This window comes from Micromonospora sp. NPDC049102 (genome assembly GCF_043197485.1).
Taxonomy (GTDB): Bacteria; Actinomycetota; Actinomycetes; order Mycobacteriales; family Micromonosporaceae; genus Micromonospora.
Map to the genome: position 1 here is coordinate 49,296 of NZ_JBICTE010000006.1, position 20,325 is coordinate 69,620.

Annotated in this window: 9 protein-coding genes; 4 read left to right on the forward strand and 5 right to left on the reverse strand. The window is 72.5% G+C overall.

All coding sequences use genetic code 11. The annotated features are described in order from the left end of the window. Window positions 1-21: 21 nt before the first annotated feature. From ACGFH9_RS08975 to nadA, 5 genes are all read right to left on the reverse strand, one after another. Window positions 22-4,773, reverse strand: coding sequence for a WG repeat-containing protein (locus ACGFH9_RS08975; protein ID WP_393217055.1), 4,752 nt, complete (start codon window positions 4,771-4,773; stop codon window positions 22-24). Between the two features lie 374 nt (window positions 4,774-5,147). Continuing rightward, window positions 5,148-5,708 (reverse strand): helix-turn-helix domain-containing protein, encoded by a 561-nt coding sequence (locus ACGFH9_RS08980; protein WP_393217056.1) that lies wholly within the window; start codon window positions 5,706-5,708, stop codon window positions 5,148-5,150. A 159-nt stretch (window positions 5,709-5,867) separates the two neighbouring features. Further along, on the reverse strand, window positions 5,868-6,512 hold the full coding sequence (locus ACGFH9_RS08985; protein WP_393217057.1) for a DUF3043 domain-containing protein: 645 nt from the start codon (window positions 6,510-6,512) through the stop codon (window positions 5,868-5,870). 66 nt (window positions 6,513-6,578) lie between these two features. Continuing rightward, window positions 6,579-7,934 carry a UDP-N-acetylglucosamine 1-carboxyvinyltransferase gene (murA, locus tag ACGFH9_RS08990; RefSeq protein ID WP_124820727.1) on the reverse strand — a complete coding sequence of 452 codons (1,356 nt, stop codon included), beginning with the start codon at window positions 7,932-7,934 and terminating at the stop codon, window positions 6,579-6,581. Between the two features lie 212 nt (window positions 7,935-8,146). Beyond that, the gene (gene nadA / locus ACGFH9_RS08995) at window positions 8,147-9,322 is read right to left on the reverse strand and encodes a quinolinate synthase NadA (protein ID WP_393217058.1); all 1,176 of its coding nucleotides are present in this window, start codon (window positions 9,320-9,322) and stop codon (window positions 8,147-8,149) included. 68 nt (window positions 9,323-9,390) lie between these two features. Here nadA and ACGFH9_RS09000 point away from each other — a divergent pair, with 68 nt between their 5' ends. From ACGFH9_RS09000 to ACGFH9_RS09015, 4 genes are all read left to right on the forward strand, one after another. Continuing rightward, window positions 9,391-10,530, forward strand: a complete 1,140-nt coding sequence (locus tag ACGFH9_RS09000; protein WP_393217059.1) for a glycerate kinase — start codon at window positions 9,391-9,393, stop codon at window positions 10,528-10,530. Between the two features lie 159 nt (window positions 10,531-10,689). After that, window positions 10,690-11,058, forward strand: a complete 369-nt coding sequence (erpA, locus tag ACGFH9_RS09005) for an iron-sulfur cluster insertion protein ErpA (protein ID WP_007463211.1) — start codon at window positions 10,690-10,692, stop codon at window positions 11,056-11,058. Window positions 11,059-11,233: 175 nt separating this feature from the next. After that, window positions 11,234-12,211 carry a carbohydrate kinase family protein gene (locus tag ACGFH9_RS09010; protein ID WP_393217060.1) on the forward strand — a complete coding sequence of 326 codons (978 nt, stop codon included), beginning with the start codon at window positions 11,234-11,236 and terminating at the stop codon, window positions 12,209-12,211. A gap of 136 nt (window positions 12,212-12,347) precedes the next feature. Then, a complete protein-coding gene (locus tag ACGFH9_RS09015) occupies window positions 12,348-19,832 on the forward strand; it encodes a hypothetical protein (protein WP_393217061.1) in 7,485 nt (2,494 codons plus the stop codon). Window positions 19,833-20,325 lie beyond the last annotated feature (493 nt).

Sequence of the window (20,325 nt, forward strand, 5' to 3'; positions counted from 1 at the left end):
TCACGATCGCCGAGCGGCGACTCAGAGCACGGGATTGGCGTCGGTCAGCAGCCGGTCGATCTCCTCCAGCACCGCCCCGCGATCGGGGTGCACCAGGTCGATCAGTGACGCGCCCCGACGGTCGAGAGCGCCCCACCGACCGCCGCCGCTGACGAGGAACGCCACCGGGTGGATGACCACCACCGGGTACGACGGTGGCACCAGCACCGTGCCCGTGCGATCCACCACACCGCGCCGGCCGGCCACGTCGACGACCGCGAGACCCTCGTCGGTGAAACCGTCGACCGGCCCCGCGTCGGTCAACTCGGTGACGAAGGCGTGGTAGCGGGTCGGCACCACGATCCGTCCGGTCCGGTCGACAGCCCCCCAGCCCTCGCGCTTCACCGCGGCCAGGCCGCGGCGGAACGGCCGTACGTCGGCGAAGTTCGGCGGGACCTGCACCGCGCCGGTCGGGTCGATCGCCGTCCAGCCGCCGTCGGTGACCACCCAGGCCAGGCCGTCGCTGAACGGGCGCACCGCCCGGAACGACGGCGGGATCACCGTCGTACCCAACATGTTGATCAGCGACCACCGGTCGGTGTCCGGCCGCCGGACCCAGGCCAGCCCGTCGTGGAACGGCTGCGCCTCCGCGTACCGGGCGGGGACGACCACCTCGCCGGCCTGGTCGGTGTAGCCCCACAGCTGTCCGTCGCGGTCCGGCTGCGGGGGACGGTCACGGTCGAGCACCTCGTCCCGGCTCCGGAGGTACGGCCCGAAGCCGTCCGCCGATGCCCGCACGGTGACCGCGTCGAGGGCCACCCGCACCCGGTCCAGCAGCTCGGCGTCGGCGGCGCCGCGCAGGTCGAGCGCCCGCTCGAAGTGGTGGCAGGCCTCCATCAGCCGGCCCTGGTCGTAGCAGCACCGCCCGGCGTGCTCGTGCAGGGCGGCGCGCAACCGGTCGGGCAGCTCGTTCGAGTTGGCCTCCGCGAAGAGCTGGTCGGCCTCGGCGAAGTCACCTCGCCACCGTAGGACGTGAGCCAGTCGCGCCTGTGCCAGCGCGGTTCGGCGCAGCTCACCGGTGGCCTCCGCGTACGTGAGCGCGAGGCGTCCGTCGGCCAACGCGTCGTCGAGGTCGCCGAGGATCCGCGAGGCCACCGCACGCAGGCTGAGCAGGCGCGCCCGGGCCCGGTTGTCGACGGCCGTGCCCAACTTCCCGGTCAACCGCCGGCGGATGGCGCGCATGCCGTCTGGCTCGGTCAGCTCCTCGCGCAGGGTCACCGGGTCCAGCCGCCAGCGATACGCGGCCAGGACCTGCTCCGGGTCGCCCTCGTCGGCGAGCGAGGGCCGCGCCGGCTTCGTAGGCGTGCTCGGAGGCGCCGACACGGGCGCGTCCGTCTCGGACGGCGCCTCGCGCGGCCCGGGGATGACGGCGGCGGGTACGGGCGTGGGTGTTGCTGGCGGTCCGGCGACGGGTTCGGCGGCGGGTTCCGCCGCGGCGGGTGGCGCGGAGACGGGTTCGGTCTCGTCGGGTGGCGAGTCGACGGCCTCGGCCGCTGGGGCGGAGACAGCTCCGGCCTGGGCCGGTGGCGCGGAGACGGGTTCCGCCGCGGCGGGGGGTTCGGGGGCGGCGGGCGGTTCGGCGGCCGTGGTCGACGGGGAGGTCGGTTCGGCGGCGGTTGGCGTGGGTGTGGCGGTTGGCGCGGCAGCGGTCTCCGCCGGTGCATCCGGCGCGGAGTCGGCTGTGGCGGACGGCGCGAGGGCGGGCGCGGGTTCGGCCGGCGGTGCCGACACGGGCGCGGTCGGCGGTGTGAGCGCCGTCGACGGGGTGGGCGGGGGCGGCGTGGGTGTCGCCACGGGCTCTGCCCCGGCGGACAGCTCCGTCGAGGGCCCGGGTGTCGTGTGGGTCGTCCCGGTGACCGGCTCGGGCTCGGAGTCGGTGTCGGGTGTGCCGCTCGACGGGTACGCGCCGCTCGGCCCGGGCACCGCCGACGCCGACCGGTCCGACGAATCCGAGCTGGTGGCGGCGGCGGTCGACGGTGCGTCCGGCGGGCCGGCCACCTCGTACACGTCGTCCGCAGTGGACTCGCGCTGCCACCCCGACGTCTCGCCGGAGCCCGGACGCTCATCCTCGTCGGATGCCGGAGTGGTAGTCGTCCGTTCGTGGTCCACGTCGTCGAACAGGTCGTCCGACCAGGCGTGCGGCGCGACCGGGGTCGGAGCCGCTGGCGGTCCGGAGGCGGGCGCTGCGTCGACGGGCGGTGCCGAGACGGGCCGGGCCGAGACCGGTGGTGCCGAGACGGGCCGTGTGGCGGTCTGGTCGGTTGGCGGTGCGGACACCGGCCCGTTCGACGGTGGGGAGGACGTGTCGGCCGGCGGCGCGGAGACCGACGTCGCGGCAGCCTCGACGGTGACATCGGGCCGCTGTCCGGCCGAAGGGCCGTCGACCGGTGGCTCGGCCGAACCGTCGTGCGCGTCCTCGGTCTGCGGCGATGCCCCGGCCGGCCGCTCGAGCGGCGTGCGGTCCCCCGTCGACCCGGGAACCGTCGCGTCGTCCGTCGACGTCGCGTCCTGATCGGACTCGACCGGCTGCGCGGCGGAACTGAACCAGGCGTCGGGCCCCCGGACCGGCGTCTCCGTCGGCTCCGGTGCGGTGGGCGCGGACGCTTCGGAGGGCGTCGGAGGCACGTAGCGACGCGGTACGCCCGGGGCGATCGGGAGTACCGGCTCGACGTCGGGTACGGCCGACGTAGGCGGCTGACGCGCGGCGGGCTCGTCCGGCCGCTGCCACGTGGGCGGCGGCGCGACAGGTGGACGGCTGTCCGGGCCGGGATAGCGCGGTGGCGTGGTGGGCCGAGCGTCCGTCGTCGACGCTGCTTCGGTCGTCCTGCGAGGCTCGGGCCGGGTCGGCGGCGCCTGCTGTTCGTCGGACGACGGGGGATCCACCGGGGCGGGCAGGAACTCCACCCGCAGCCGGGCGGCGGGCGGCCCGGAGACCGGAACGTCCGCCGCCGGGGACACCGGTGTGGCCGACACCGGCCAGTCGTGCTCGGAGCGCGTGGACGACGTCGAGGGTCGCCGCTCGTGGTCGGCGGGGGCGGGCGAGACGGGCATCGCCGACAGCGGCCGGTCCCGCCCAGCAGTGGCGGGCGGGACGGGCCGGTCCCGGCCGGGAGCGGCGGGGGACACCGGGCGCTCCGGCGGCACCGGGCGAACCGGAGCCGTCCGGCCGGTGCCCGGCGTGGCGGGGGAGACAGGTGTGGGCGGGACCGGTGTGGCCCGACTGTAGGTGGGCGATGCGCTCGCGGCGGGGCGCGTCTGCCGTTCGTCGTACCGGGGCGGTTCCGCCGGTGGCCGCGCGGGGCCGGCCGGGGGCCGCGAGCCGACGCGCGGCTCGGGGTCGCGGTGTGGCTCGGGCCGGTAGCCCGGCTCCCGGGTGCGGTCGGGATGCACCGGGCCGGGCGGTGGCCAGGGCAGACCGCCACCCGAGCGGGAGTCGGGCTGCGGCCGGCCCTCGCGGTACGCCTCGTCGCGGTACTGCTCCGGCCTCGTGGTCTCGCGCGGGCGACGGTCCGGGTACGTCTCGGCGCGGGCCGCCGCCTCGCGGGGTTGCTGGCGGTGCGGGTCGACGTCGGGGCGACGGCGCTCGTCGTCGCGGCGGGACTGCTCCGGCGGATCCGGTTCGGGGCGGCGTCGCCGCCCGCCCTCGGAGGTCTGGGGCGGCCCGAATCCGTCCTCCGGCCGGCGCTGCCGGTCGGTGGGCGCACCGGGACCACTCTCCACACGCGACCGGTCATCGGCGATGCCCCGCTCCGACCGGCGAGTCTCGTCGGCCCAGCGTCCCGCGCGGCGGGCGTCGTCGGCGACGACCCGCTCCGGCTGTCGGGTGTCGTCGGAGCGGCGCTCCGAGCGGCGGAGGTCGTCGGAGCGGCGGTCGGGCTGACCGTCGGAGCGGGAGCGGGAGCGGCTGTCGATGGGCGCCCACTGGCCGGCACCCTCGGCGGCCCAGCCGTCGGTGGGGCGGCCGTCGGTGGGGCGGCCGTCGTGGCTCCGGGCCGGTCGGGAGCCGTACCCGTCGCCCGGCTGTCGCTCGTGGCCCACGGGCGGCCGTTCCGGCGTGCCCCGTCGGCGCGGTGGCTCGTCCGGCTCGGTCACCCAGCCAGGATCGTTGCGCGCCGCCGGGGAGTACGGCCCGGGGGAGACCGGTGGCGCCATCGGGTAAGCCTGGTCCCGGTCGGCCGGCTCGGGTCGGTGCCGGCGGCTGTCGTACCCCTCGGAAGCGGGCTGTTCGCGGTGCCAGGCGGCCTCGCGGCCGGGCACCCGGTCGTCGGCGGCGCGTCGGTCGGACCAGGCGGTACGCCGGTCCGACTCGGAGGAGCGGCGCTCCTCCCGACGGGGCGGCTCGGGCAGCGGCCGGCGGTACGGCTCGTGGTCGTAGTACGCGGTCTCGGAGCGGCCGTTGCGGGAGCCGTCGGTCGTCCGCTCGTCGCCACGTGGCCAGCCGTGGGACTCGCCCGGCTCGTCGTCCGCCCGCCAGCGGCCGTCGGGCTCGGCCGGAGGCTCGTCGGCCCAGGATCGGCCGAGGTAGGTGCCGTCCGGACGAGTGGGTGCGAGCGGCGGCACCTCGGCACGACCGATCGCGCTCGCCCGTCCGCGCGGCGGTGGGGGCTGGTGGGTGGCGCCGATGTCACCGGGATAGCGCTGGCCGGGGAACTGGGGTTGCCATTCGGTGGTCGGTTCGACCACCCAGGACGGCTCGTTCGGGTCCCGCCACCGGTCGGTGTAACGGCCGTTCATCCGGCGAGCCCGTCGCCACACCCGACCGCTCGGCCGCTCCCCGTCGACGGTGAGGTGTCCGCGCTCGCGCCCCGCTGTCGCCTGGGCGTCCGGTCGCCGCCTGCCACGCTCCGGTGGCCGGCTCGCGTCCGCTCGCTCACGGCGTTGTCACCTCGTTGCACATTGTCGCGCTGGGGCCTCGCGTGCCGGTCGGGTCGCCCGTTCCGGCAGGGCGTGGCTGCGGATGGAGGGTAACGGCGCGGACTCGCTCACCGCCACTGTGGCACCGGCCACGGGCGCAAACGTTATCCGATGGTTCCGGACATTTAGGTCGATAACCGAATCTGAGCTACGACGATACCCCACCCACCGACGGGACGGACCAGGGCATCGGGTCAGGGATGCTCCATGACGAGGACGGCGAAGGTCCCGGGGACCAGCGCCTCGTACCGGTGCGGGGTGTCGCCGGCGAACGTCGCGTAGTCACCCGGACCGAGGTCGACCACGCCGGTCTCGGGTCCCACCCGGAGCCGCCCGGCGGCCACCACCACGTGCTCGACGCTGTGCGGAGTGTGTCCGTCCGCCTCCCGGACCGCGCCCGGCTCCAACTCGATCAGGTAGATGTCCCGGCGAGCCTGCGACGTTCCGGCGCTGAGTAGCGTTCCGGTGAAGTCGGCCTGCTCGGAGCCGACCCGGGGCCCCTGGCCGGCACGGATCACCCGGAAGTCGTCGGCCGTCGGCTCGACGAGCCGGCTGAACGGTACGCCCAGCGCCACGCCGATCGCCCACAGCGTCTCCACGCTCGGGTTGCCGGAACCCGCCTCCAGTTCGAGGAGCGTGGACTCGGCGACCCCCGCCCGAGCGGCCAACTCGGTCAGCGGGACACCGCTCCGCTCGCGTTCGCGGCGCAGGGCGGCGGCGATGCTGGTCAACGGGGCAGCCGGTTCTCCGGGCATGCGTGTTCGCTCCACTGGATCATCGTTCGCGGTCACGAACAGCGGGCAACCTGTGCACAGTGCTGGACTACGCGCACGGTACAACGAGCGGCCGCTGCCCGGACGTTTCCCGACGTCCTGTGCCCCCAACGCGGCCAGGGCCGCGCCGGCGCGCCGCGATCAGACCTTGTCGCCGAGCTTCACCGCGGGCGCCGGAGTGCGCATCCGCCGGAAGGTGATCGACCGCATCACGGCGTACAGGTAGAGCGAGCCCATCCGCTGGTCGGTCTTCGGGAAGCGCTCCCGGACCAGCTTGCCGATCTTGCGACAGATCAGCAGCGAGTCGACGACCACACCCAGGGCGAGAGCGCCCCACAGCACGTTGGAGATCAACCGGACCACCGGCGGCATCGCCGCGTTCGAGCCGATCAGCACGATCAGCGCGCCGCCGAAGAACCAGGTGCCGACGGTACGACGGGAGTCGACCACGTTGCGCGCCAGCAGCCGCTCCGGGCCGCGGTCGCGGGGGCCACCCTCGCGGCGGAAATCCGCCGCGGCTTCCGCCCGCAGTTGGCGACGCCGCTCCCGTTCCTCCTCCTTGGTGAGGGGACGGCTCGGGCCGGCCGGTCGTCGACCGACCGTGGGCCGCTTCGGCGTCTCCCGACCCTTGGCCGGGGTGTAGCCCCGGGAACGATCGGCGGCGGTCTCCTCGGGGGTCACCGAGGAGACGGCCTCGTCGACGAGGTCGGTGGACTTGCGGCGAAAGAGCGACGGCACGCGGCAAGGGTAGCCAACGGTCCGCGCCCGGTGCACATCGCGGTGCATCGGGCGACGGCTCCAGGCCGCAACGCGGACCTGGAGCCGTCGGGGCCGAACGATTGGTGCGAGAGGTTACGGGCGCTCGGCGTGCGCGCCCAGGTCGGCGAGCTTCGCCTCGAAGTCCTCGTAGCCCCGGTTGATCAGGTCGACGCCGTACACCCGGGAGGTGCCCTCGGCCGCGAGCGCCGCGATCAGGTGGCTGAAACCGGCCCGCAGGTCCGGGATGACCAGGTCGGCGGCGTGCAGCTTGCTCGGCCCGGCGATGACTGCCGAGTGCTTGAAGTTGCGCCGGCCGAAGCGGCACGGGGTGCCGCCCAGGCAGTCCCGGTAGACCTGGATGTTGGCGCCCATCGAGTTCAGCGCCTCGGTGTAGCCGAGCCGCTGCTCGTAGACCGTCTCGTGCACGATCGACAGGCCGCGGGCCTGGGTCAGGGCCACGACCAGCGGCTGCTGCCAGTCGGTCATGAAGCCCGGGTGTACGTCGGTCTCCAGCGCGACGGCGTTCAGCTCGCCGCCGGGGTGCCAGAAGCGGATACCACCCTCCTGACCCGGGTCGCCCAACTTCGGCGCGCGGGCGTCGGTGACCTCGTACTCGCCGCCGACGGACCGGAAGATGTTCAGGAAGGTCATCATGTCGGCCTGCTGCGCGCCGAGCACCTCGACGTGACCACGGGTGGCCAGCGCGGCGGCGGCCCAGCTCGCGGCCTCGATCCGGTCCGGGATCGGCCGGTGGGTGTAGCCGTGCAGCTTCGGTACGCCCTGGATCTCGATCACCCGGTCCGTGTGGACCTTGATGATCGCGCCCATCTTCTGCAGGATGCAGATCAGGTCGATGATCTCCGGCTCCACGGCGGCGTTGCGCAGCTCGGTGACGCCCTCGGCCATGACCGCGGTCAGCAGCACCTGCTCGGTGGCACCGACACTCGGGTACGGCAGGGCGAACTTGGTGCCGTGCAGCCCGTTCGGCGCGGACAGGTGCAGACCCTCGGGCCGCTTCTCGACCGTCGCGCCGAACTCCCGCAGTGCCTGCAGGTGGAAGTCGATCGGACGCGGGCCGATGTGGCAGCCGCCCAGGTCCGGGATGAACGCGTGCCCCAGCCGGTGCAGCAGCGGCCCGCAGAACAGGATCGGGATGCGGCTCGAACCGGCGTGCACGTTGATCTGGTCCGTGCTGGCGCTCTCCACGTTCGCCGGGTCGAAGACGAGCTCGCCGTCCTCGGCACCGTCCGTCACCTTGACACCGTGCAGACCGAGCAGACCCCGGACCACCTCGACGTCTCGGATCTTCGGCACGTCGAACAGCCGGCTCGGGCTGTCGCCCAGCAGTGCGGCGACCATCGCCTTCGAAACCAGGTTCTTCGCGCCGCGCACGCGGATCCGCCCTTCGAGCGGAGTACCTCCGTGCACGACCAGGACGTCGTCGGTCAACGCAACCTCCAGCGCTTCGGTGCTGCTGTGTTGATGGTGGGGAGCGTGAACCTTGTCGCTACCCCGGATGCGGCCATATCGAAACGGCCCGCTCGCGTCGTCGCTCCGGCAGCATAGCCCTCGGTGACGAAAAAGGACTCGGTCAGACCGGCGTGTGTGGCATTAATCGGTGATCCGGCACTTTTGTGTACCAGAGACGTCACTCATCGTGATCACGCTCCGGGGAGGGCGAGCATCTGGTCCAGCGCCACCCGCGCGTGGTGCGCCGTGTCGGCGTCCACCGTGATCTGGTTGGCCACCCGGCCCGCGACCAGCTCCTCCAGCGCCCATACCAGGTGCGGCAGGTCGATCCGGTTCATCGTCGAGCAGTAGCAGACCGCCTTGTCGAGGAACATGATCTGCTTGTCCGGGTGCGCCAGGGCCAGCCGGCGGACCAGGTTCAGCTCGGTGCCCAGCGCCCACGCCGAGCCGGCCGGAGCGGCCTCGATCGTCTTGATGATGTACTCGGTCGAGCCGACGTGGTCGGAGGCCGTGACCACCTCGTGCCGGCACTCCGGGTGGACCAGCACGTTGACCCCGGGCACCCGCTCCCGTACGTCGTTGACGCTCTCCAGGGTGAACCGGCCGTGCACCGAACAGTGCCCACGCCACAGGATCATCTTGGCGTCGCGCAGCTGCTCCGGCGTGAGCCCGCCACCGGGCTTGTGCGGGTCGTAGAGCACGCAGTCGTCCAACGACAGGCCCATCTCCAACACCGCCGTGTTGCGGCCCAGGTGCTGATCCGGCAGGAACAGCACCTTCGAGCCCTGCTCGAACGCCCAGTCCAGGGCACGCTTGGCGTTCGACGACGTACAGACCACGCCGCCGTTGCGGCCCACGAAGCCCTTGATGTCGGCCGAGGAGTTCATGTACGTCACCGGCACGGTCTCGCCGGCGATGCCCAGGTCGGTGAGCGTGTCCCAGGCGGCCTCGACCTGACCCAGGACGGCCATGTCCGCCATCGAACAGCCGGCCGCCAGGTCGGGCAGGATCACCCGCTGGGCGTCAGTGGTGAGGATGTCGGCGCTCTCGGCCATGAAGTGCACGCCGCAGAAGACGATGTACTCCGCCTCCGGACGGGCCGCCGCCTCGCGGGCGAGCTTGAACGAGTCACCCGTCACGTCGGCGAACTGGATCACCTCGTCGCGCTGGTAGTGATGCCCCAGCACGAAGACCGTGCTGCCCAGCTTCGCCTTCGCCGCCGCGGCGCGGGCCACCAGGTCGGGATCGCTGGGCGCCGGAAGGTCGCCCGGACACTCGACGCCGCGCTCGGTGTCGGGGTCGCTGCCCCGACCGAGCAGCAGCAGAGCCGTCGCCGTGTTGGAGGGTTCCACCCAGGTCGAAGTCACGTAGCCCATGGTCCCACAGCGCGAGCGCGCCGCAGCTCCGCTCGGTGTGGGCTGCCACACTGCTCGGCATGCGCGTGCTGCTCTGCCCGGACAAGTTCGCCGGCACCCTGCCCGCACCGGAGGTCGCCGCCGCGGTGGCGGACGGATGGCGCAGCGTCGCCGACGGTGACGACCTGCTGATCCGGCCCCTCGCCGACGGCGGGCCGGGCTTCGTGGACGTGCTCGCCGACGCGCTCGGCGGCCGGCGGGTGCCGGTGTCGACCGTCGACCCGCTGGGCCGGCGGGCCGCCGGTGAGATCCTGCTCACGGCCGACGGCGCGACCGCCTACCTGGAGAGCGCCCAGGCGTGCGGACTGCACCTGCTCGCCGACGCCGAGCGCGACCCGAAGGCCACCACGTCGTACGGCCTGGGTCTGCTGGTGGCAGCCGCCGTGGAGAGCGGGGCCCGGACGGTGGTGATCGGGCTGGGCGGCTCCGCCACCAACGACGGCGGTGCCGGCATGCTCGCCGCGCTGGGCGTGACAGCGCTCGACGCCACGGGCGCGGCGCTGCCGTACGGCGGGGCGGCGTTGGCAGTGGTCGACGCCCTCGACGGCGTACCCCGACTGCGCGGCGCCCGGCTGGTCGCCGCCACCGACGTGGACAACCCGCTGCTCGGCCTGCACGGCGCGAGCAACGTCTTCGGCCCGCAGAAGGGCGCCGACCGGGCCGACGTGCTGCTGCTCGACGCCGCCCTGGAGCGCTTCGCGGCGGTGCTGGAACGGGACCTGCCCGGCTGCCCGCAGGGGCTGGGCGCGCTGCCGGGCGGCGGGGCGGCGGGTGGACTCGGCGCGGCCATCCTCGCGCTCGGTGGCACCTCTGAGTCGGGCATCGGTCTGGTCACCCGTGCCGTCCGGCTGGACGCCGCCCTGGACGCCGCCGATCTGGTGATCACCGGGGAGGGGTCCTTCGACCACCAGTCGCTGCGCGGCAAGGTCGTCGCCGGGGTGGCCGGGGCCGCCCGGGACCGTGGGGTGCCCTGCGTGGTGGTCGCCGGCCAGGTCAGCACCGGCCGGCGGGAGGCTGCCTCGGCCGGTGTGACCGACGCGTACAGCCTGGTGGAGCACTTCGGCGGCGAGGCGGCCGGCGGGCTCGACGCCGCGCTGAGCCGTCCCGCGGACGGGCTGCGCGAGCTGGGCGCGCGACTGGCCCGGCAGTGGAGCCGCTGAGCGCTCGTCACCGCCCCACCTGGGGCGAGGGTCCCGCCACGCGGGTACGTCCGGCCGGGGCGGCGTACGATCGGAGCTGGACCACAACCGGGAATCACTGGACGGCGTGCGACGTTGGCCAGTGCGTCCGGACCCAAGACCGCGCAGGGAGACTTCCACGTGACCACGCCAGCGCAGACCGAGTCGACCGAGGCCCAGGCCCCTACTTCCGTCGTCCTCACCGACGTCGCGGCGCAGAAGGTCAAGGCCCTGATCGAGCAGGAGGGCCGCGACGACCTGCGGCTCCGCGTCGCGGTGCAGCCGGGTGGCTGCTCCGGCCTGCGGTACCAGCTCTTCTTCGACGAGCGTTCGCTCGACGGTGACGTCGTCACCGACTTCGGTGGCGTCGAGGTCGTCGTCGACCGGATGAGCGCCCCCTACCTGTCCGGCGCGACGATCGACTTCGCCGACCGGATCGACGCCCAGGGCTTCACCATCGACAATCCCAACGCGGGCAACTCCTGCGCCTGCGGCGACTCGTTCAACTAAGGTCGCGCACCACGCACCATCGACGACGGGGCAGTCCCACGGGACTGCCCCGTCGTCGTGCCCGCCCCCCGCAACGCTGGTGACCAGCCGGTTGCCGTTGCCCGCCCGACCGGTCACGTCACGGTTGCCGGGCCGGTAGGCTGACCGCGCCCTGCTCCCGACCCTGAGGGTTGACATGAAGATCGCCGTGACCGGCTCGATCGCCACCGATCACCTGATGAGCTTCCCGGGTCGCTTCGCCGACCAGCTCATCGCCGATCAGCTGCACAAGGTTTCGCTCTCCTTCCTGGTGGACGACCTGGTGCTCCGCCGTGGCGGGGTGGCGGCGAACATCTCCTTCGGCATGGGCCAGCTCGGGCTGCGCCCGGTGCTGCTCGGGGCGGTCGGGGCCGACTTCGCCGACTACCGCTCCTGGCTGGAGCGGCACGGCGTGGACTGCGACTCCGTGCACGTCAGCGAGGTGGCGCACACCTCTCGGTTCGTCTGCACCACCGACACCGACATGTGCCAGATCGCGTCGTTCTACGCCGGCGCGATGAGCGAGGCCCGCAACATCGAGCTCGCCCCGGTCGCCGACCGGATCGGCGGCCTGGACCTGGTGCTGGTCAGCGCCAACGACCCCGAGGCGATGCTGCGGCACTCGGCCGAGTGCCGCACCCGTGGGTACGCCTTCGCCGCCGACCCCTCCCAGCAGCTCGCCCGGATGCCCGGCGAGGACGTGGTCGCGCTGATCGAGGGCGCCGAGTACCTGATGACCAACGACTACGAGAAGTCGCTGCTGCAGAGCAAGGCGAAGCTCAGCGACGATCAGCTTCTGGACCTGGTCAAGGTGCGGGTCACCACGCTGGGCAAGGACGGCGTGGAGATCGCGGGCCGGGGCATCGACCCCATCCACGTACCCATCGCGCGCGAGATCCGGGCCGTCGACCCCACCGGTGTCGGCGACGGCTTCCGGGCCGGTTTCTTCACCGCACTCTCCTGGGGCCTCGGCCTGGAGCGGGCCGCCCAGGTCGGCTCGCTGCTGGCCACGCTCGTCCTGGAGACCGTCGGCACCCAGGAGTACGACGTCCGCCGCGACCTGTTCGTCAAGCGCCTCGCCGAGTCGTACGGCGACGCGGCGGCAGACGAGGTCCGCCCGCACCTCCTCCCGTAACCCCGGATCCCGACAGGGATCGGTCTGACGCGCGCGGGGACTTCCTCGCGCAGACGGCTCGCGGGAACCTCGCGGCCACCTCCCGGTAACTCGACAGCCCGTTGTTGCGGGCGCGAGTGGCGAACGGGAGGTGGTCATGAAGGGCGCCCTGGACGTCGGTTGTCCCGAGTTCCTCGTGAGCTGGGTGCCGTCGGGTATGCATCTGAGCCTCGGGCCGGGCCCGGTGCAGTCGGAGGTGCTGCTGGCCCCGCCGGTGCCCGGTCTGCACCTCGTCCACTGGGCCGAGGACACGGCCGGCTCGGCGCTGGCGTTCGACATCCTGAGAGCCCAGCCGAGGGCCGTGGTCGAGCGGATGGTGGACGCTCCGCCCGCGTCCGTCCTCGCTGAGATCGATTTCGAGCGGGCCACCGCCCGGGCCGATCGGCTGCGCATGCCGGTGCGGGTGCCCCGTGACGTGGTGACCGGCGGGGACACCAGTCGCGTGGTGCCGATCGGTCCGGCTGACGACGGCGCCCGATACGTCCTTGTCCTGCCGGCCAGTCACCTGCTCGAGGACGCCGCGACGCCGGTGCGGACGCAGAGGTCGGAGCAGGTTTTCCCCGATCTGACCGTGGCGGTACGCGCGGCCGTCCGAGCCGGCGCCGGACAGCGGACGGAGCCGCGCCTGCCCATGTTCGTGCTCTCGACGGCCAGCAGCGGTTCCTTCGCCGACCGGGACGTGCCCACTGTGCATTCCGCCGTGGTGCATCAGCTCGTCGAGCGGTTCGGACAGCAGTACCGCGAATCGTCGATCCAGTTGGTCGGTCCGAACCCGGGTGGGCTGCTGCGTGAGGAGTATCCGCAGTCTTTCGGGTTGCTGGACGCGCTCCAGGAGGCGGGACACGGGCACCTGGACGCCGCGGGCCGTGGCGTTCTGCTGGCCGAACTGGCCGCCGTGGGCGCCACACTGATCGGCGCCACCGACGATATCGCCGAGATACCGGGTGACTCGGACCTGCGGACGCTGTGGCTCGGCGGACAGGTACGCCCCGAAGATCCGGTCGGTGACGGGCCGGCCCAGTCGCAACGCTTCGTACTGCCGATCGACTGGCCGGCGAGGCGTGACGCGCTCAGCGCGGTGGTGGGTGGTCTACCGGAGTCGACCGGGGCGGTGCGCGCCGCGCTGAACGACTGGCTGTCGTCGGTGGTGAGCTATCGGGGGGGAATTCATCAGGTACGGGAGGTGCAGGGTCGCGTCGACGAGGTGTTGGCGTTGCGGCTTCGTCTGGCCGGTGATATCGAGGCTCACCTGATGTCGGGACTTGCCGCACTCGATGAGAGCCCGCAGGCCACGAGTGAGTGGTGGAACGAGTTCCGGGACCATCCGGACTTCGACCTTTCGCAGCTGTTTCAGCTGGCCCCGGTGGAGATCTACGGCTTGCTGCGCCGTTCGGTGGATCTGGACTGGGCCTTGGGGACGACGGTGGTGCCCGAGTCGATCAAGGGACGCGAGTTGGGGCCGCCGCGGCCCGACAAGGTGTCGGGGAGGAACGCGGATGGCCTGGCGATCCGCGTCAACCCGCTGTGGACACCGCTCGCCGCGCTGACCGCCGCCCACTTCACCGATGCGCCGGGTCTCGCATGGCAGTTCTCCGTGACGCGCGATGGACTGCCGTGGTTCGGCAGTGAGAACGTCTCGCAGGTCGTGCCCGAGCGCGAGTGGGCGCGGTTGCAGGAGTTCCGGCTCGCTACCGCCCGTCGGGCGGTGGCCGCAGCGTTGCGGGGCGAATCGCGGTCGGTGGACCAGACCCCGGACGAGGATGTCCCACCGCCGCTTGCCGACGGGGAAGTCGAGCGCCTCACCGCCGTGCTGGACCTGCCGGCCCTGATAGCGGAGCTCGGCGTGCCCACGCCGACACCGGAGCGGCTGCGACAGATGCTGACTGCCCGCGAGGTCCGAGGGGCGCTTGTCGCGCCAGAGGTGCTGCGCAAGCAGGTCGACGGGCTCGGGCATCCCACCATCGGTGCACGCTTCGGACCCGATGGCGCGTTCGTGGTCGGCGACAACCGTGGTGGTGGGGAGGTTCACTACGATCCCGACGATGACAGCCTGATCTTCAACGACCAGTCGGGCCGGACGATGAGCCCCAAGGTTCGACCGACGCTCACCACGAAGGAATCCGACACCTGGGTGACGCACGTCGCCCGGATGGTGAGCGCCCAGACGGGGCTGAAGTTCGAGATCGGCCTCTCCAAACAGACCGCGAAGGCGGCGCTCAAGTCGAGTCCCCGCGATCCGGAAGCGCTCGCCAAGGTCGCCATCGTCAAAGCGGGACTGTCGGACCGGCGGGCCGTCGGGCGGCTCCGCGAGGCCGCCGACCACCTGGACGCCCGAGTCGCGGCGGCACTGGATCGCCTGCCGGCCACAGCGGCGAAGACCGAGGCGACCAGGGCGTGGACGGCGTTCCGGGACGCCGTGACGGACACCGGGGGCTCCACCGTCGGCGCCGCGGCCAGGGCCGTCGCGGCATATCGGACGGCGCTCTCGCAGGTGACGTCGGCCGTGGGATCGTCGGCCCCTCGGATACTCCCGGATCCGGGATATTTCTTCCCTCTCCCCGTCGTGGAGGTGCCGTCGGGGCTGTGGGTAGGTGCCGCGCAGGTTCCCGACGAAGCGGGCGACGCGGTCCGACGCCCGGGCTCGGAGCGGATCGTGGAGGTGCGTTTCCGAGCGAATCCAGACCTGGGAGACATCGGGCTGGCGCGGTTGGCTCTTCTCCGCCAGCCGGTGGATGTGGTCGACGTCGCGGTGCACCGGCCGGCGGTCGCCGACCTGACGGACGGCTTCGACGCCCAGGCGCGGGCCGATGCGTTCGGCCTTCCGGTGGACGTGGCGAGAGCGGACGCCCCGCCGCGGTATCTGACCCAGCCGCCGAGCGGATCGGTTTGGCTGGACGAGCACGGCCGGGCGGTCGACCATCCCGAACAGGCCCACTATCTACGTGTCCGGCCGACCCGTCACCTCGTCGAGCAGCATCTCGACCACGGCCTCAGGGCGGAGCCCACCGGACGGACATCCTCGTCGAACGCCACCGCCCCGCACATCGCCTCCTGGCGTTCCGAACCGCGACCGCGCTTCGCCAGGGCCAACCGGTCCCGCTGGCAGAACGCGCTCACCCACCAGGACCAGGCCATGGTCGACGCGGTCGTCGAGGCGGTGCACCGGGTCGACTCGACGACCGGCCCAGGGCGGGCGGGAGAGCTGGCGGTGGTCGACGCGCTGCGTTCGCTGCACGTGCTCCGGGATCACCACGGCGCGGCGCGTCGGGGCGAGCACCTGCTGGCCTCGATGCAGCGTCGGTTCACCCGGGACGGGCGCGCCGATCCCTCCCGGGTCCGTCGGATGATGCTGCACCACCGCACCGACCTCGGGAGCGGTCGGGAGATCCTCGGGTACGCGGCGGCGGCGGTGCGCCTGGCGCTCGCTCACGGCAGTGCCCTGCCCGCAGCGACGATCGACCTGGACACCGCGACGCTGACCGTCGAGTTCGCCGCTCCCGGCGGCACCAGGCCGGTGCTCTCCGCCGAACAGCACACCGTGCCCGTCGACGTCGTTCCCGTGGACCGCTGGCCGCACGCGTTGACCGACTCCGCGCTGCTCGTCGACGGTCGACTGAAGATCCGCTCGGACGCGAGCGACAGGTCCCTCGTGCTCGGCTTCGCCGGGCTGTTCGCCCAACTCGCCACCGAGGGGGCCGCCGGTCTCACCCGGACCCTGCTGGCCGACAGCGCGGAGGCCCTGCACGCCAAACGGACGATCCTGCGGCGGATGCACTTCGGCGGCAGCACGTGGGGCACGACCCGACCGAAGCGATGGCTGAACAAGCACCTTTCGATGCCGCACACCACCGAGGTGCTGCGGGCGGAGCTCCGCGCCATCGACGATGAACTCGCGGTGGCGGACCCCGGCCACTCCGACACCGCGGTCTGGGGTGTGGACCAGCCCGCCCACCTGGGTGGCAGGGCGTCCTTCGCCGACCACCTCGCGCGGCGGACGGTCGCCGCATCGTCGGTAGCGACCACGTTCGCCGGTGGGCTGACCAACGACCCACCGCGTGCGATGGCGCTGATGGGAGCATCGGTCGCCGGGACGGGAGCACAGAGCATCGTCCAGGCGGCGTCCGACGCGGCGGCGGCCAGCGTGAGCGGCAGCGCCGCGTCCAAGGCGGTACTGACGGCCCCCAAACGGTGGGGCGAACGGGGGCGGCCGGTGAAGACCGTGCTCGGACTGCCCACCGCTCAGGTGACCAAGCGTGCGCCCTCCGCGTTGGCGCTGGCGGCTGCCTCAGGTCTGGTGACCGGTCTGGTGGGCCTCGACGTTCCGGCGGTGCTGGACGCGAACGGGCAGGTTCTCGCCGAGGCGCACCAGGCGCACCGGTGGGATCTGGCTGGCCTCTCGACCGCGCTGCAGGGTGGGCAGGGTCTGCTGACCGGCGCCGGCTCGGACTGGGTGTTCGACCTCTGGGAGGGGCGGGCGAAGGGCGCCTTCGAGCGCGCGTTGAGCGGCAGCCCGGACCACCGCCGCAACCAGTACGTGGAGGTCGCGTTCCACCACGCGCTGGAGCTGTACGGGCGGTGGGCCGAGTCCCTCAACTCGGGCGCGCCCGTCCCGGAGCACCTGAAGGCCGACCTCGCCGACCTCGTCGGACAGGTGGACGGGCTGGCGCAGGAGGTCGGGAGGGAGGTGGACAACAAGGTCGCCGACCTGCGGCACCGCCGTCGGCTGGTCAAGCGCTTCGGTGGCATGTTCGGTCGGCAGCAGGGGCGGCAGAGTTACGACCTGGTCGATCGCGGACTGCCCAACGGAAGGCCGAACATCTGGCACCACATGCTGCGCGTCGGCATCCAGTACTCCGCCGCGCAGGTGCCGTCCCAGGTAATCGGTCACCTCGCCGGCAGCGCGGCCGGACTCGCGGACGCCGGTGTCCTGTCTGGCGCGGGACGAGGCCTGGCCTACGGCGCCGGGTTCAGCGCGTTGAAGAACCACGAGTTCCGCGACGCGGTGGCGGTGGCGGCCTGGGACGCCAGGTTCCGGCTGGGTGTGGTCAGGACCCTGCTCGACGCGATCGCCAGGGGCGAGGCCGTGGCCGATGGCGTGCTGCCCCGCGCCGCCGATCCGGGGCGCTACCAGTGGTTGGCGAAGTTCAGTCAGGACACCGCGCGCGTCCTGGATCAGCGCAGGATCAACCAGCTCGTCGGCCGGCCCACGGAGATCTCCAAACGCACCCAGATGATCTACAAGCATGTGCCGTCCACCGCCGCCGGAGCGCTGGGTTACGGCATCGCGGCGGGTGCTGGGATGATCGCCGCTCCGGTGGCGCTGCCCCTGATCCTCACTGTCGTCGGCGTCCTCACGGCCACCGGCGTCGGCGAGACCTACCTCCGGACCCACGAACCCCGGCACCGCCAGGCGGCGCGGTTCGCCGGCGCCGTCGCCGAGGTGAGCAGCCAGCCCCGCTCCAGCGAGCAGTTCGTACAGGTTCTGCGGGACAACCTGCGCGAGGCGGCGGTGGCGAACGAGTTGGTCACGCCGATCGACCTGCCGCCCAAGGCGGGGGTACTCAAGCGGTTCGGGCGCTGGCAACGCGACGGGTTCAGCGACGTGTGGGTCAGCGGAAGGCGGCGCGTCCGACGGGCCGTCGTGTGGGCGCAGGACCAGGCCCGCGCCGGTCAACCACCGCGACACCTCGCCCGGCAACCGCTCCGGGCGGCCGGACCGCTGCACCTGACCGCCGCCGACCGCGCCGAAGTGGACGCACTGCACGAGATCCTCACCGACCTCGACACGCTCAAGAGCTGGGCCGTCGGCGACGACACCGACCGCGAGCTGCTCCGTACCGACCTCGCTCTGCACCTCGACAAGATCGGCCTCTGGCAGGGTGCGGCGGGAGCGGACTGGTCCTGGAGCCAGGCGCGCTGGACGGCGATCGCCGCGGCTCTGCGATCCCGACACGGCCGGATCGACCCCCTCGGGCAGAGCGGACCGGGCGGCGTCGAGTCCGTCGAGTCGATGGCGGCGCTCCGGCGCGCCGAATCGGATCCGCTGTCGCCGTATCGGGTGGCCGTCGAGCGGGAGCGGGAGCGGACGAACCACCTGTGGGCCGGCGTCGCCAGGATGTCGTCGACCGGGGCGCGACCGCGTCCCTGGGCGTCTGTGATCTCGCCGACGAAGCTGCAGATCGCGGTTGGTGACCTGAAGAGCGCCGAGCTGAACCTCCGGGTCGACACGGAGCTCGACGCGCCCGCCGAAGTAGTGCTGCGGCTGCGGCACTGGTCGGCGCCGACCTACGAACTGGTCGTCCGCGACAGCGCGACCCTGCACGATCCGGCCGCCCTGGGCCGTCTGCTGGACGGGACCGTCGAGCACATCAGGATCAATCGGCCCGACCTCGGCACGCGGTCGTGGAATCTGGTCCAGCACGTCTTCCGCACCGAGGACAGGTACCCGGTCCTGCGTCGACAGCTCAATCCGTTCGGCCCACCGACGTGGCCGCTTCGGCTCAGCCCCGCCATCGCCGCGCATCCCAACCTGCACGTGATCTCGTCGCACGACGGGCCGCGCCCACGCCAGCTCATCGACCAACTGATCCCGGCGGCGGCCCGGGCCGCGCAACCGGTCATCCTGCTGGACGCCCCGAGGATCGGCCACGCCGTGCTCGGCGCTGATCTTGCCGCGATGAACTACCTGCTCGAGCAGTTCGCCCAGCGTGATCAGCTACCGGTGGTCGTCACCCGGGGCAGGGTGAGCGCCGACGTGCTCGACGTGGCGGCGAAGTACGGTGCCGCCGTCCTGCATCCGACCCTGGACAAACCCGTCAGCGCCGGATTGAGCAGCCTCCAGGTGGGCCACCGGTGGAGGGTGACCGCGTCGCGGACGGGGTCAGGCGCCCGGGACCTCCCGGACAGTGCGGCATGGGACCACATCACCCCGGCGGTGCTCGACGCGGCGGCTCGACTGGCGCGCCCCACCGAGGCGGTGTCCCGCGTCGACGACGCGCTCGGCGAGTTGATCTGGTCGGTCGACCTGGCGGCCGAACCGGCGGCCGGCCGTACGGTCTTCCGCACTCTGGCGCAGCGATGGTCGACAGACGGGATGAAGTCCCACCTCAACCGGGTCAAGAAAATGATCGAGCGGGTGCCCGGTCGGCGCGAGCTGGGCATCCTCGCGCCGGTGCTGGAGTTCGGCGCTGCTGGTCAGGCCGATGTCGTCTTCGACTACGCGATCGCCGACGAGGCGCGACGACCCCGGGTGCTGCTCGACTCGGTGGGCCGCCTAGACCTGGCGGGGCAGCTCGACGTACCGATGGGGGTCGGGCTGACCACCGGCGCCCTCGTGTCGATGGTGAGCGCCGTCGGCGGCGACACGTCGATGCCCGCCGTCGCGGTGTCGGTGCTCGAGGTGCTTGCCGTGATCAGGGCCGGGAGGTTCGCGGACGCCCAGACCTTCATCGAGACCAACCGGGGCCGATTCTCCCCGGAGGAGAAGGGACGGTGGGTCGATGCGATCGCCGGCCTGTCCGCCAGCATGCCGGGCCGCGCCGAGCAGCTCGAACGGCTGTCGCAGGCGGTGCTGACGTGCTGAGTGGTCCGGCGATCCGCCGCCCACCCGTGTGGGGCCGCCGTGCCCCGATTCGCCCGCCAGCGGGGGTAGCCGGGTCGCGCTGGCCGGCAATGGTCCCGGAGCTCGCCCACCTCGCCTTGAGGCCAACCGTCGGAATGCATAGACGGTAATGCCGAGTCGAAAAAGATGCTAGGAGGGCTCTCTGAACAAATGCTGGAACGATAGTTGATTTTGGAATCGCGATTAATCGAAGCGTCGAGGGGTGGCGTATCGGACGCTTCTCGGGCAGACTCGTTGTGGAACTGTTCAATATGGATAACTTTTCCGGAGGAGACTGTCCGAGTGGGAAAAGAAGGTTCCAGCAGGCATTTCACGGCGCGGGTTGGAATAGGAATTCTGTCGGCGGCGATGGCTGTCGGTGTCACACCGTCGGGCGCGGCCGCCGACGCCGGCCTCCGTTCGAATGTCACGTCCGCCCAGGCGGGACCCGGGATCGCACCGACTGGCGCCCGTG

Excerpts from the sequence above, each read along its gene's own strand:
- ACGFH9_RS08975 (WP_393217055.1), bottom strand. The coding sequence starts at position 4,773 with ATGAACGGCCGTTACACCGACCGGTGGCGGGACCCGAACGAGCCGTCC.
- ACGFH9_RS08980 (WP_393217056.1), bottom strand. The coding sequence starts at position 5,708 with ATGCCCGGAGAACCGGCTGCCCCGTTGACCAGCATCGCCGCCGCCCTG.
- ACGFH9_RS08985 (WP_393217057.1), bottom strand. The coding sequence starts at position 6,512 with ATGCACCGCGATGTGCACCGGGCGCGGACCGTTGGCTACCCTTGCCGC.
- ACGFH9_RS09000 (WP_393217059.1), top strand. The coding sequence starts at position 9,391 with ATGCGCGTGCTGCTCTGCCCGGACAAGTTCGCCGGCACCCTGCCCGCA.
- ACGFH9_RS09010 (WP_393217060.1), top strand. The coding sequence starts at position 11,234 with ATGAAGATCGCCGTGACCGGCTCGATCGCCACCGATCACCTGATGAGC.
- ACGFH9_RS09015 (WP_393217061.1), top strand. The coding sequence starts at position 12,348 with ATGAAGGGCGCCCTGGACGTCGGTTGTCCCGAGTTCCTCGTGAGCTGG.